The organism is Streptomyces sp. NPDC047971 (assembly GCF_040653355.1).
Lineage (GTDB): Bacteria > Actinomycetota > Actinomycetes > Streptomycetales > Streptomycetaceae > Streptomyces.
The window spans coordinates 147,602-160,405 of sequence record NZ_JBEZNW010000007.1 but is presented as its reverse complement, the minus strand read 5'-3'; the positions used below and the strand labels follow the sequence as shown (position 1 = coordinate 160,405).

Genomic DNA, 12,804 nt, shown 5'->3' with positions numbered 1-12,804 from the left:
TGGCTCGTCGACGGAGAGGTGCGGCTGTCGGCCGCGAGGCGGTGGCCTAGAGTTCCCTCCGTGCCGTCGTACAGCATTGGGCAGGCAGCGCAGCTGCTCGGAGTCAGTTCGGAGACCGTTCGCCGATGGGCCGACGGTGGACGGCTGCGTGTGGACCGGGACGGCGCGGGCAACCGCGTGATCGACGGGGTTGGCCTGGCGGCCTTCGCCGAGGAGCGGGGCTCCGGGATGTACGCGGTGGCGGACGACGAGGTCTCCACGTCCGTGCGCAACTCGTTCGTGGGGATCGTGACCTCGGTCCGGGTCGACGACGTGGCCGCCCTCGTGGAGATCCAGTCCGGTCCTCACCGGCTGGTCTCGCTCGTGACGCGCGAGTCCGTCGAGGAGCTCGCCCTCGACGTCGGGGTCACCGTCACGGCGCGGGTGAAGTCGACGAACGTCCATGTCGACCTGCCCTGACCGCGGCATCACGCCTTCCGTCGCGCCAGGTGGACGCCGGTCGTCGCGGCGAGCACCGTGACGCAGCCCGTGAAGATCAGCCCGGCGGCGTCCAGCCCCAGCCACATCGTCAACGCCCCCACGCCCACCACCGGCAGGGAGATGCCGGTGTAGGCGACGACGAAGAACGACGAGACGGTCGCCGCCCGGTGCGCGGGGGGTGCGGCGTCGCTCACGGCGGTGAGGGCGGCCCGGAAGGAGAGGCCCTGGCCCAACCCGCCGCAGAAGGCGCCGGCCACCAGGAGCGGCAGGGCCTGGGCCCAGAGGGAGGCGCCGACGAGCAGGAGGCCGACGACCAGGACGAGGCAGCCCAGCGGCAGCGCGGCACGCTCCGGCAGCCTTCCGGTCAGCGACTGGCCCACCGTCGAGGCGAGGAAGACCGAGAAGACCACGAGTCCGGAGACGGCGAGGTTGGTGATGTCGAGGGTCTGGGCGACGAAGCTCGGTGCCACCGCGGTGAACAGGCCGAGGAGCGCGAAGCCGGCGAAGGCCGCGAGCGCCGAGGGGGCGAATACGCCGCGTACCTGGGGCGGCACGTACAGGCCCGGCGGCCGGGGCCGGGTCCACAGCCGGGGTCGGGGGACCGTCTCCGGCAGCAGCAGGACGATGACGCAGGCCACGCACACCAGCCCGAGGTGGGTCAGGAACGGCAGCGTCAGCGGCATCGGCGCGTACTCGGCCAGCAGTCCCGACAGCAGCGGGCCGCAGCCGAGGCCGCCCATGTTCGCGGCGGTCGCGGCGAAGCCCGCGCGCGATCTCCGTTCCGGACTCGCCAGCTCCAGCACGGTGACCGTGCCCGCCCCGCTCAGCAGCCCGGCGGAGAAGCCCGAGAGCAGTCGGCCGGCGAAGAGGAACGGCAGGCCGCCCTCCAGGAGGAAGCACGCCGCGCTGGCCGCCGCCAGGCCCAGCGCGCAGAACAGGACGGGGCGGCGCCCCGCCTCGTCCGAGTAGTTGCCGACCAGCAGCAGGGTGGCGATCACGCCCACCGCGTAGCTGGCGAAGATCACCGTCACCATCAGCTCGGAGAAGCCGATCTCCTCGCGGTAGAGCCCGTACAGCGGCGTGGGCAGCGTCGTGCCGGCCATGCCGATGGCGAAGACCGCCGCCGCCGACTTGTAGCCGGGGCGGATCCCGCGGCGCGAGGCGGTCGTCGTCACGACGTGCTCACCCCGCCCCGCGCCAGCGCGAAGACTCCGAAGACGATCAGGCCGATGCCGATCATCTCCGGCAGGAGCCACCACCCGCCCCGCACGTGCTCCTCGTAGAGCAGCACTCCCAGCATGAGACTCACCGTGGCGTCCCCCAGGGTCAGCGCCGGTTGCGAGGCGACCAGCGGCCCGCCCTGCATGGCGTGTTCGAGCAGCAGCAGGGCGGCGATCCCGGTCAGGCAGAAGGCGTACGTCTGCCAGGTCGTGAGGAACGCTCCGACGCCGCCGTCGTCGAGGATGTGCATGGCCGCCTTCATCAGGGCCGCGGTCAGCGCGTAGCAGATCGCGGTGGCGGCGCCCAGGCAGGCGGCGCGGGCGCGGCCGGGCGGCTTGCGCAGGCCGGTCGCCGCGAGCGCCAGCACGGCGGCGCAGCTCACCGCGAGCGCCGGGATCCAGCGTTCCAGCTCCACATGCGTACGGTTCCCGCTGGGCGAGGCGGCCACGAGCGCGACCGCGAGCCCCACCACCACCCCCGCCACGGCCGGCCAGAGGGCCCTGGGCAGCCGTTCCCGTGTCATGAGCGAGGCGATCAGCAGCGCGAGCGGCAGTTCGAGCACGAACAGCGGCTGTACGAGCGACAGCGGGCCGGTCGCCAGCGCCGCCGCCTGCCCGACCCCTGCCGCGATCACCGCGAGGATGCCGGCCAGCCACAGCGGGCGTCGCAGCAGATCGAGGATCAGCCCGGGCCGGAAGGAGTCGGACTGGGGGACGGTGAGCGCGGCACGACGTTGGAGCACCGTGGCGAGCGCATTGCTGAACGCGGCGAACGCCGCGAACACGACCGGCAGGACGATGCCCATCCACCGATACTCTCCGGCACGGGCCGACGGGCGTCGTGACGACACCGTCCGGGGCCGGGGGTTCTCCCCGTATTCGCCCGTCCGGACCCCTGAGGCCCCGAAGTCGGGCGAATGTCGGGGCTCCGGCGTGGTCCGCCGCCTTCCCGGTGGTACGTCGTCTGCCATGCAGCAAGGCACCCCACCGACGGTGGCCCCGTTCCTCCGCACCGCCGCCGCCTACGCCTGGCGGCTGCTCGTCGTCGGAGGGGCGGTGTACAGCCTCTTCGCGCTGCTCGGGCGCTTCCACGAGATCGGGGTGGCGGTGTTCCTCGGGCTGGTGATCACCGCCTTGTTGCGCCCGGTCGCGGATCTGGTCGCCCGGGGGCTGCCCCGTCCGCTGGCGGTCGCCCTCACCCTCCTCGGCAGCATCGCGCTCGTCCTCGGCGTCCTCGCGCTGGTCGGCGAGGCGGTGGAGGGCGAGCGGACGACGCTGGTGCGTGAGTTCCGGGACGGTGTCGAGAGGATCGAGTCCTGGCTGGAGCGGCCGCCGTTCCGGCTGAACCCGGACGCCCTGTCGAACGTGCAGACCAGGATCGAGCAGTATCTGTCGAGCCACCGCTCGACCCTGATCAGCAGGGCGCTGAGCGGGGCGCATCATCTGGTGGCCGTGTTCACCACACTCGCCCTGGCGCTGTTCTGCTCGGTGTTCTTCATCCACTCGGGAGACCGTCAGTGGAGCTGGCTCCAGACGCAGTTGCCGCGGTCGGTGCGGGGCCGGGTCGCGATCGGCGGCCGCGCCGCCTGGCGCACCTTCACCGGCTACACCCACGGAATCGTGCTGGTGGCGGCGGTGAACGCGATCCTCGTCGGTCTCGCGCTCTGGCTTCTCGGGGTTCCTCTGGCGGTCCCGCTCGCGCTGCTGGAGTTCATGGCGGCCTTCGTCCCCCTGATCGGCTCGCCGGTCGCGCTCGCGGTCGCGGCGGTCGTCGCGCTCGCGGCGAAGGGCCCGGTGGTGGCGGCGATCGTGGTCGGCCTGATCGTGATCATCGGTCAGATCGAGGGGCATCTGCTGCACCCGCTCGTCATGAGCTGGGCGGTGCGACTGCACCCCCTGGTGGTGGCGATCTCGGTGATCGCGGGGACGATCGCGGCGGGCATCGTGGGCGCGGTCGTCGCGGTGCCGCTGGTGTCGGTGATCTGGTCGGTCCGCACGGCGCTCCGTGACGCGCACGGAGCGGAGAAGCCCGGTTCCGGTGCCCGTACCGGTCCCCCGACCGAAGGCGGGGGGAGAGCCGGGACCGGGAAGGAGTGAGGCCGCCGCGCGGCGACCGAACCCGGGCCCACCGCCGATCCGGACGGGACGGGCACGGACGGCACCGGTTTGGATAGGGTGCCGGACGACAACGGGGTTCTGTGTGGGAGACATGAGTTGATGAGCGGTCAGCAGCCCGGCCATGACGTCGCATCGCGGATTTTCCAGCCGCTGGCCGGGGACGACCCGACCACGGTCGCGGGCTACCGCCTGGCCGCCAGGCTCGGTGCCGGCGGCATGGGCAAGGTGTACCTCTCGTACACGCCCGGCGGACGGGCGGTCGCCATCAAGGTGATCCGTTCCGAGTTCGGTGACGATCCCGAGTTCCGGCGCCGGTTCGCGCAGGAGGTGAAGTCGGCGCAGCGGGTGCAGGGTCTGTTCACCGCGCCCGTCATCGACGCCGACACCGAGGGGCAGCGGCCCTGGCTCGCGACCGCGTACGTGCCCGGGCCCTCGCTCGCCGACGCCGTCGTCACCCACGGCGCGCTGCCCGTGGAGACGGTCCTGCTGCTCGTCGCCGGCATGGCGGAGGCCCTGCACGTCATCCATGGCGCGGGCATCGTGCACCGGGACCTCAAGCCGTCGAACGTCCTGCTCGCCGCCGACGGCCCCCGCGTCATCGACTTCGGCATCGCCTACGCCGCCGACGCGACCTCGCTCACCGGCAGCGGTGTCACCATCGGCACCCCGACGTTCATGGCTCCCGAGCAGGCGGAGGGCGGCCGGATCACCCCGGCCACCGACATCTTCGCGCTCGGCCAGGTCGCGGCGTTCGCGGCGACCGGGGTACCGGCCTTCGGCGAGGGGACCTCGCACGGCGTCCTCTACCGGATCGTCCATCAGGAGCCCGATCTCGACGCGGTGCCCGAGCGGTTGAGGGAGCTGGTCGGCCGGACGCTCGCCAAGGACCCCGCCGAGCGGCCGTCGATCGCCGAGATCATCAGCCTGTGCCAGGCCGCGAACGCCGAGACGGTGCTGCGCCGCCCCGAGGACTGGCTGCCGAAGGCGGTGGCCGCCGACATCACCGTCCGCACGGCGGCGCCGGCCCCCGCCGCCGACCGCACGCCGCCGCCTCCGGGTTACACCCCCACGGCACCGGCCACGCCGCCGAGCACGGGCTACACCCCGACCGCGCACGCCGGTCCGGCCCCCTCCTACTCCCCCACCGCGCATGCCGGTCCGCCGCCCGCGGCCTTCGGCCCGGCGGTCCCTCCCACTCCGGCCCCCGGCGTCCCGGCGCCGACCCCGGCTCCCGGGTACGCCTACCCCCCGACGCACACCGGACCGCATGCGACGCCGTTCCCCGGCGCACCCGTGCCGCCCGGGCCGCGGCCGCCGGCGACCGCGCGCAAGCGGGGGCCGATCATCGCCCTCGCCGCCGCGCTCGTCTTCGGCATCGCCGCGGGCGGCACGGCGTACGTGCTGCTCAAGGAGAAGGACCGGACGACGGAGAGCAGCGGTTCGACCCAGGGCGGCGGCTCCTCGCAGGGCGGGCAGGGCGGCGCGACCACGGACGCCGGGGCCAAGCCGAGCTCCGAGCCCAGCACCAGGCCGGAGCCGAAGCCGGCCGATTTCAAGGGCATCAACCTCACCGCCGGCTACCACCTGACGCTCGGGGACGAGAACGTCCGGCCGCAGGACGGTGAGGACGGCGGGTACGAACTCTCCTACGACACCGGTGGCTACCTGGACGCGGAGAGCACCGGCGGAAGCCTCGTCCTGCTCGACGCCGGTCAGGAGGGCTCGCTCGCCGCCTGCCTCGCGGACACCCGCTTCACCGAGAACGTCGATCTGACGATGCTGTCGCCCGGACGTCAGGTCTGCGTCACGACCGGCACCGGGCACATGGGCCTCGTCACCGTCCGGGGCTTCTCGGCCGAGGAGTCCCCGAGCAAGTACCTGACGCTGGATCTGACCGTGTGGCGCAACGCGGTCCGGACGTCGGGCTGAGGGCTCAGCCGGCGTTCCCCGCCGCGTCGACCAGCTCCGCCAGGGCCGTGGCGAGTGCGTCGAGGCCCGGCCCGGCGGGGCCGCCCGGTTCCTTCATGTAGACGTCGCGGCGGATCTCGACCATCAGCGCGCTCACCCGGGTGTCCCGGCCGTAGTGCTCCAGCGGCACGTACGTGCCCGCGAAGGGGCTGTCCGTCCCCACGCCGCCGATTCCCTCGAACGCCGCCCGCGCCGCCGTGAGGAGCGCGGGCGGCGTGTGGTGGGGGTCCGTGCCCAGGCAGACGGGCGGCCGGGGGCCCTCGCCGTGCAGTTCGTACGGCAGGGGTTCGCTGGGGTACGAGTGCACGTCGATGATCACGGCACGGCCCACGGCCGCCAGGCGATCGGTGACGGCGGCGGTCATGGCCCGTGCGTAGGGGTGGAAGTACCGGTCCAGGAGCGGGCGCGCGTCGAAGCCGTCCGGCCGGAGTTCGGCGCGGTGCGTCGTCCGCGTGTACACGGCGCCCATGCCGACGGCGGTCATCTCCTCCCGCTCGTCGGGGAAGCGCTCGGGGTCGACGACCAGCCGTGAGAGCCGGTTCACGAACCGCCAGGGGGCCGCGGCCGCCGCCCCGGCGGCCAGCTCGGCGATCCGCTCGGTGTGGGCGTCGGTGATGTGGTCGAGCTCGCGAGCGAGTTCCCGGTCGTCGAGCACGATGTCGTCGCGTACGTCCGGGGGCAGTTCGCGCGAGGAGTGCGGCACATGGAGGAGTACCGGGGAGTCGGGTGCTCCGGGGAGGAGCCGGAAGGGGTGCGGTGCGTCGGTCATGGGCGGTCCTCGCTGTACGGCGTGTGGCGGGCTTCCTCATTCTCGGGCTCGTCGGTCCCTGGGGCCCGGGCGCCGCTCTCGTCCCTGGAGGACGGCAACTCCTCACCGGGGGTTGCCCCATGGAGTCGGCCGGGCGGCGGGTGTGGGGAGATCACGGGGATTTTCCCGCACGGGGGTAGGCCCGCACGGGACTCTTGTTATACGTTCCGTCTAACAGCTTGCTAGACGTCGCGTCTAACAAGCGTGGTGGCGCTCGGCGCTTCGGTCCCGTCACACGGGGACGGGCGGGGTCGAAGCCGGCCGGCGTCGGGTCGAAACCTCTCGATTCAAGGAGCCGCACCATGGCAAGCAGCACCGTACGGCCGGAGAGCCGGGACCGGCGCGCGGAACAGGACGTCACCCGGAGGCTGCTCGACTCGGCCGCGAAGCTGTCGTACGACCCGCTCGTCGAGGTGGACTGGGACACCCCACTGGACAAGGACTTCCACGGCGCCAGCCCCGAGTGGAGCACGCTCTACGGGACGGCGTACTGGCAGGAACTGACCGACGCGCAGCGCAAGGAGCTGACCCGGCAGGAGGCCGCGTCGGTGGCCAGTACCGGCATCTGGTTCGAGATGATCCTCCAGCAGATGGTGCTGCGGGACATCTACGCCAAGGACCCGACCTCCCCGCGGTTCCAGTGGGCGCTCACCGAGATCGCCGACGAGTGCCGGCACTCGATCATGTTCGCCCGTGGCGCCGCGAAGCTGGGCGCGCCGGCCTACCGCCCGCGCCGGGCCGCGGTCGAACTGGGCAGGATCTTCAAGACGGTGGCCTTCGGCGAGGCGGCCTACGCGGCGATCCTGGTAGCCGAGGAGGTCCTCGACGTCATGCAGCGCGACTGGATGCGGGACGAGCGGGTCGTGCCCTTCGTGCGGACCATCAACAACATCCATGTGGTGGAGGAGTCGCGGCACATGAAGTTCGCCCGCGACGAGACCCGCAGGCGGCTGCGGCACGCGGGCCCGCTGCGCCGGCAGCTCAACGCGCTCGTGATCGCGATCGCCTCGTACGTCATCGTCACGAGCATGGTGAACCGCGACGTGTACGGACACGCCGGCCTCGACACCCGCCGGGCCCTCACCGAGGCGCGGACGAACGAGCACCACCGCTCGCTGATGCGGTCCAGCTGCTCGGGCCTCATGGAGTTCCTCGCCTCGGCCCGTCTGCTGACCGGACCGGCGCTCTTCTTCTACAAGCGCGCCCACCTGATCTGACACCCCGGCCCACCGACCACAGCCCGCCGACCCCGCCGACCCGAGCTGAGCCGACGACATGACCTACGCCATCACCCAGACCTGCTGCAGCGACGCCACGTGCGTCGCGGTCTGCCCCGTCAACTGCATCCATCCGACGCCCGAGGAAAGGGCGTTCGGCAGTACGGAGATGCTCCACATCGACCCGCGGGCATGCATCGACTGCGGCGCCTGCGCCGACGCCTGCCCCGTCGACGCCATCTTCCCCGTGGACAGCCTCTCCCCGACGCAGCGGGAGTACGAGGCCCTCAACGCCGCCTACTTCGCCGACCGGGAGCCCGAACCGGCCGTCGCCGGGCCGAACTTCCACGCCTGGGGCGCTCCGGCCTTCGAGCGGGGCATCCCCTCCGACTTCGCGCCGATCCGGGTCGCCGTCGTCGGGACCGGCCCGGCAGGCATGTACGCGGCCGAGGATCTGCTCCTGCACACCAACGCGGAGGTGACCCTGGTCGACCGGCTCCCGGTGGCCGGCGGCCTCGTCCGGTACGGCGTGGCACCGGACCATCCCTCGACGAAGAAGGTGGGCGAGACCTTCGCCCGCTTCCACCGCCATCCCCGGGTACGGATGCGCCTGGGCGTCGAGATCGGCAAGGACGTCACCGTCGCGGAACTCGCCGCACACCACGACGCGGTCGTCTACGCCGTGGGAGCCGGCGCCGACCGCCGGCTCGGCATCCCCGGCGAGGGCCTCACGGGCAGTGTCTCGGCGACCGCGTTCGTGTCCTGGTACAACGCCCATCCCGACGCCGCGCCCGACGCCGTCGACCTGTCGGCCGAGCGGGTCGTCGTCGTCGGCAACGGGAACGTCGCCCTCGATGTCGCCCGCATCCTCGTCATGGATCCCGAGACACTGGCCGGCACCGACATCGCCGACCACGCGCTCGCGGCCCTGCGCGCCTCGAAGGTGCGCGAGGTGGTCCTGCTCGGGCGGCGCGGTCCCGAGGACGCCGCGTACACCGCGTCCGAACTGCTCGCCCTCACCCACCTGCCCGGGGTGCGGCTGGTCGTCGACGACCACGACCCGCGGACCGGTGCGTCGATCGACGGCGCGGAGCCCGGCGCGGGCGACAAGGCGGCGCTGCTGCGCGGTGTGGCCCGGGAGGCCGTGGACTGGTCGCGTCCGCCGGGGGCCGGTCGGAGCATCGTGCTCCGGTTCCACTCCTCGCCGGTGGCGGTGGTCGGCGACGACGCGGTGCGGGGCGCGCGGGTGACGGAGGGGCCGGAGGAGCGGGAGATCCCGGCCGGTCTTGTGCTGCGGGCGATCGGCTACCGGGGAGTGGCCGTGCCGGGGCTGCCCTTCGACGAGGAGACCGGCACCGTGCCGCACGAGGGCGGCCGGGTGACCGGGATGCCCGGCACGTACGTGGTCGGCTGGATCAAGCGCGGACCCTCGGGCGGCATCGGGGCCAATCGCACCTGCGCCGCCGAGACGATCGGCACGCTCCTGGCCGACGCGGTCGCGGGAGCGCTGCCCGCCCCGTCGGGCACGGACAGGGCGTTCGAGCGGCTGGCGCGCCGCCGGGCCGGCCGGATCGTCGACGCGCGGGGGCAGGCCGCCATCGAGCGCGCCGAGCTGGCACGGGGCCGCGCGGCCGGCCGGCCACGGGTCAAACTCGGCACCGTGCCCGAGCTGATGGCCGCGGCCAGGGGAGGCCGCCCACGGCTCGGCGGGTGACGGCGCGTCCGCTCACTCCACGACCTTCTGCCACGCCGTCGTGCCGAGCATGCCGGTGTCGCCGATGTCCAGGCCGCCCTCCGGCTCCACCGTCTGCCGGGGCGCGCCGGGGGCGGGGCCGATCTCCACGTACACACCGCTCCCCCGCAGCGTCGCGGCGTCGACGGCCGAGTAGCGCCACACGAAGACGCTGCGCGCGGACTCCCCGGGCTTCAGCGTCACCGGATGCGCGCCCGGGTCGTCGAGCGTGGTGATCGGGCCCGTGCCCTTGAGGACCGTGACGTCCATGCGTGCGCGGTTCACGTCCCGTACCCGCACGTCCGGGTAGCCGTTCAACCGCTGCTCGCCCGCTCCGCAGTTGGTGAGCGTCACCGGCATGGCGCGCAGCCCCATGGCGGCGTTGACCATGCCGGTCCCCACCTTGACGCCGGTGGCCGGGCAGCCTTCCGCGGGTGCGGGAAGGGGCGGTTCGGCCGTCGGGGCGACGGGCACGCCGGTCACCGACGGCGCCGCGGACACACCGGCCGCGGTCCGTTCGGGATCCGCCTCGCGGTCGAGTTCGGCCCCCAGGCCGCAGCCGGTGGCGAGGACGGCCGCCGCCGCCAAGGTCAGCCCGTGCCGCACAGGTATGACGGTCATGCCGCGATCATCACATGCCGCCCCCGGACTACTCGAACCGCGTGGTGTCTCCCGCGCCTCGGCGCACGATCTCGGGCTCACCGCCGGAGAAGTCGATGACGGTCGTCGGTTCCGTACCGCAGTCACCGGAGTCGAGGACGGCGTCCACCGTGTGGTCGAGACGCTCCTTGATCTCCCAGCCCTGGGTCATCGGCTCGTCCTCGCCCGGCAGCAGCAGGGTGCTGGAGAGCAGCGGTTCGCCCAGCTCCTCCAGGAGCGCCTGGGTGACGACGTGGTCGGGGATGCGGACGCCGACGGTCTTCTTCTTGGGGTGCAGCAGCTGGCGCGGGACTTCCTTCGTCGCCGGCAGGATGAAGGTGTAGCTGCCGGGTGTCGCCGCCTTGACGGCGCGGAACACGTCGTTGTCGACGTGCACGAACTGGCCGAGCTGCGCGAAGTTCTGGCACACCAGCGTGAAGTGGTGGCGGTCGTCGAGCTCTCGGATCGCGCGGATCCGGGCGATGCCGTCGCGGCTGCCGATCCGGCATCCCAGCGCGTAGCAGGAATCCGTGGGGTACGCGACGAGCGCGCCTGCGCGGATGCTGTCCGCCACGCTGCTGATGGTGCGCCGCTGGGGGTTCTCGGGGTGTACGTCGAAGTACTTCGCCATGCGGGCAGTGTAGGTTCCCCGCGGGGTCGGCCCGGGACGGCGGGCCGGTACGGTTCACCGGACGTGCGGGCGGCGTCAGGCCGCCAGGCGCAGCTCCTGGCGCAGGACGATCGCGTTGAGCCGGATCGTGTAGGGCGCGATGTCCATGATCTCCAGGGCGGCGGCCTTCTCCTTCTCCAGCCCGACGGTCACGTCGATGCAGAAGGCGATCGCGTACATGTGGTCACCGGTCTCCTCGTCCTGGAGGGCGAAGAACAGGTCCCGGTAGTAGCTGGTCCGGTCGGGGCCTTCGTCGTAGTAGGAGAGTCCCGGCTGTCCCTCCTGTGCGGCGAGGCCGGTGAAGGCGTCGGCGAGTTCCCTCTCGACGGTGTCCCAGAACGAGGCTTCGGCGAACTCGCCGGGCAGCGCCTGACGCACGGCCTCCTTCAGGGAGAGCACCATGACCATGACGGGAGCCTGCTCCTGAAGCCCCCAGCCGCGGACCGTCTTGACGACGGAGCTGTCGGGGATGGCGTCGGCGGCCTGGCGGATGTTGTCGAAGTCGAAGTTGACGGTGGCCGGGGCGATCGCCTCCTGGAATCTCCGGTCGATGGCCCGGGCCTGGTCGAGGTGGCCGGGTTCCACCTCGATGACGGTCCTGAAACTGGCGGTCATGACTCCTCCGGATGGGTCGTGGTGATCAAGGGGGGTCAGTATGCCTGCTGGCGTCGGCCGGACACACTCTTGTCGTCTTGTCGACTTCGCCGGACAGTACGGGGATGGCGATCGTTGTACTGGTGGGCACGTTGGACACCAAGGGTCTCGAGTACGGATGGCTGCGCGAACGGCTGCTGGGTCGCGGGGTCGAGGTCATCGTGGTCGACACGGGGGTGATCGGCGCGCCGCGGACGACCGCGGACGTGACGCGCGCCGAGGTGGCCCGGGCGGCGGGCACGGATCTGGAGCGGTTACGGAGCGAGGGTGACCGTGGCGCGGCCGTCACGGCGATGGCCCGGGGAGCGGCGGAGGTCGTGCGGGATCTGTACGCGCGGGGCCGGCTCCACGGGGTCCTCGCCCTGGGCGGCAGCGGGGGGACGTCGATCGCGACGCGGGCGATGCGGGAACTGCCGCTCGGGGTGCCGAAGGTGATGGTCTCCTCGATGGCCTCGGGCGATGTCGCGCCCTATGTCGGTTCGTCGGACATCACGATGATGTACAGCGTGGTCGACATCGCCGGGGTCAACAGGGTGTCGGCTCCGGTGCTGTCGAACGCCGTCGACGCCGTCGCCGGGATGGCGCGGGGGTTCGCGGCGGTCCGGCCGCCGGCGGTCGACGACGACCGGCCGCTCATCGCGGCGAGCATGGCGGGGGTGACGACGCCGGGGGTCGACGCGGCCCGTGAGCGGCTGACCGAACTGGGCTACGAGGTGCTGGTCTTCCACGCCAGCGGGGCGGGCGGCCGGACGCTCGAATCACTCGCGGAGCAGCGGCTGTTCGCGGGCGTCCTCGATCTGACGCTCTGCGAACTCGCGGACGACCTCCTCGGGGGCATCCTGACCGCGGGCCCCGACCGGCTGCTCGCCGCGGGACGCGCGGGCCTCCCGCAGGTGGTGAGCCCGGGAGCGCTGGACCTGGTCAAGTTCGGGCCCCTCGACACCGTCCCCGAACGCGTCCTCGACCGCGACGTGCGGGTGCACAACCCGTCGATCTCGGTCGTCCGGACGACGGCCGAGGAGTGCGCGGAACTCGGCGCGCGCGTCGCGGCGAAGCTGCGGTCCGCGACGGGGCCCACGACCGTCTGTCTGCCGCTGCGCGGCCTCTCCACCCTCGGGGCGCCGGGCGGGCCGTACCACGACCCGTCGGTGGACGAGGCGCTGTTCCGCGCCGTCCGGGACGGGCTGCGCGGCAGCGCGGTCGAGGTGGTGGAGGTCGACACGCATCTCAACGACCCGTCGTTCGGCCGCGCCGCCGCGGATCTGCTGCACCGTCTGATCGTGGGGTGTTGAGTCCCC

The 12,804-nt window shown here is 72.7% G+C and carries 12 protein-coding genes; 6 read left to right on the top strand and 6 right to left on the bottom strand.

What is annotated here, in order from left to right; translation table 11 throughout:
• The first annotated feature begins 60 nt into the window (after window positions 1-60).
• On the top strand, window positions 61-459 hold the full coding sequence (locus AB0D99_RS09910; RefSeq protein ID WP_362358518.1) for a helix-turn-helix transcriptional regulator: 399 nt from the start codon (window positions 61-63) through the stop codon (window positions 457-459).
• An 8-nt stretch (window positions 460-467) separates the two neighbouring features.
• On the opposite strand, the gene AB0D99_RS09905 is transcribed toward AB0D99_RS09910, so the two are convergent.
• Window positions 468-1,655 carry an MFS transporter gene (locus tag AB0D99_RS09905; protein ID WP_362358517.1) on the bottom strand — a complete coding sequence of 396 codons (1,188 nt, stop codon included), beginning with the start codon at window positions 1,653-1,655 and terminating at the stop codon, window positions 468-470.
• Entirely contained in the window at window positions 1,652-2,506 is an 855-nt protein-coding gene (locus tag AB0D99_RS09900; RefSeq protein ID WP_362358516.1) for a DMT family transporter, read from the bottom strand. The genes AB0D99_RS09905 and AB0D99_RS09900 overlap by 4 nt, the downstream gene beginning before the upstream one ends.
• Window positions 2,507-2,669: 163 nt before the next feature.
• On the opposite strand from AB0D99_RS09900, the gene AB0D99_RS09895 reads away from it, so the two are divergent.
• Window positions 2,670-3,797 (top strand): AI-2E family transporter, encoded by a 1,128-nt coding sequence (locus AB0D99_RS09895; protein WP_362358515.1) that lies wholly within the window; start codon window positions 2,670-2,672, stop codon window positions 3,795-3,797.
• Between the two features lie 120 nt (window positions 3,798-3,917).
• Entirely contained in the window at window positions 3,918-5,747 is a 1,830-nt protein-coding gene (locus AB0D99_RS09890; protein WP_362358514.1) for a protein kinase, read from the top strand.
• Between the two features lie 4 nt (window positions 5,748-5,751).
• Here AB0D99_RS09890 and AB0D99_RS09885 read toward each other — a convergent pair whose 3' ends face one another.
• Window positions 5,752-6,555, bottom strand: a complete 804-nt coding sequence (locus tag AB0D99_RS09885; protein ID WP_362358513.1) for an N-formylglutamate amidohydrolase — start codon at window positions 6,553-6,555, stop codon at window positions 5,752-5,754.
• A 341-nt stretch (window positions 6,556-6,896) separates the two neighbouring features.
• On the opposite strand from AB0D99_RS09885, the gene AB0D99_RS09880 reads away from it, so the two are divergent.
• Together AB0D99_RS09880 and AB0D99_RS09875 are read left to right on the top strand one after the other, a co-directional pair.
• Window positions 6,897-7,811 (top strand): diiron oxygenase, encoded by a 915-nt coding sequence (locus AB0D99_RS09880; protein WP_362358512.1) that lies wholly within the window; start codon window positions 6,897-6,899, stop codon window positions 7,809-7,811.
• A 58-nt stretch (window positions 7,812-7,869) separates the two neighbouring features.
• Complete coding sequence (locus AB0D99_RS09875) at window positions 7,870-9,525, top strand: FAD-dependent oxidoreductase (protein ID WP_362358511.1); 1,656 nt, start codon at window positions 7,870-7,872, stop codon at window positions 9,523-9,525.
• A gap of 12 nt (window positions 9,526-9,537) precedes the next feature.
• Here AB0D99_RS09875 and AB0D99_RS09870 read toward each other — a convergent pair whose 3' ends face one another.
• From AB0D99_RS09870 to AB0D99_RS09860, 3 genes are all read right to left on the bottom strand, one after another.
• Window positions 9,538-10,164: a DUF4232 domain-containing protein gene (locus AB0D99_RS09870; protein WP_362358510.1), complete on the bottom strand. Its 627-nt coding sequence runs from the start codon at window positions 10,162-10,164 to the stop codon at window positions 9,538-9,540.
• 28 nt (window positions 10,165-10,192) lie between these two features.
• Window positions 10,193-10,813 carry an L-threonylcarbamoyladenylate synthase gene (locus AB0D99_RS09865; protein ID WP_362358509.1) on the bottom strand — a complete coding sequence of 207 codons (621 nt, stop codon included), beginning with the start codon at window positions 10,811-10,813 and terminating at the stop codon, window positions 10,193-10,195.
• 75 nt (window positions 10,814-10,888) lie between these two features.
• Window positions 10,889-11,467, bottom strand: a complete 579-nt coding sequence (locus AB0D99_RS09860) for a Type-2Aa cytolytic delta-endotoxin (protein ID WP_362358508.1) — start codon at window positions 11,465-11,467, stop codon at window positions 10,889-10,891.
• Between the two features lie 104 nt (window positions 11,468-11,571).
• Between AB0D99_RS09860 and AB0D99_RS09855 the strand changes: the two genes are divergently transcribed.
• Window positions 11,572-12,798 (top strand): Tm-1-like ATP-binding domain-containing protein, encoded by a 1,227-nt coding sequence (locus tag AB0D99_RS09855; RefSeq protein WP_362358507.1) that lies wholly within the window; start codon window positions 11,572-11,574, stop codon window positions 12,796-12,798.
• The last annotated feature ends 6 nt before the right edge of the window (window positions 12,799-12,804 follow it).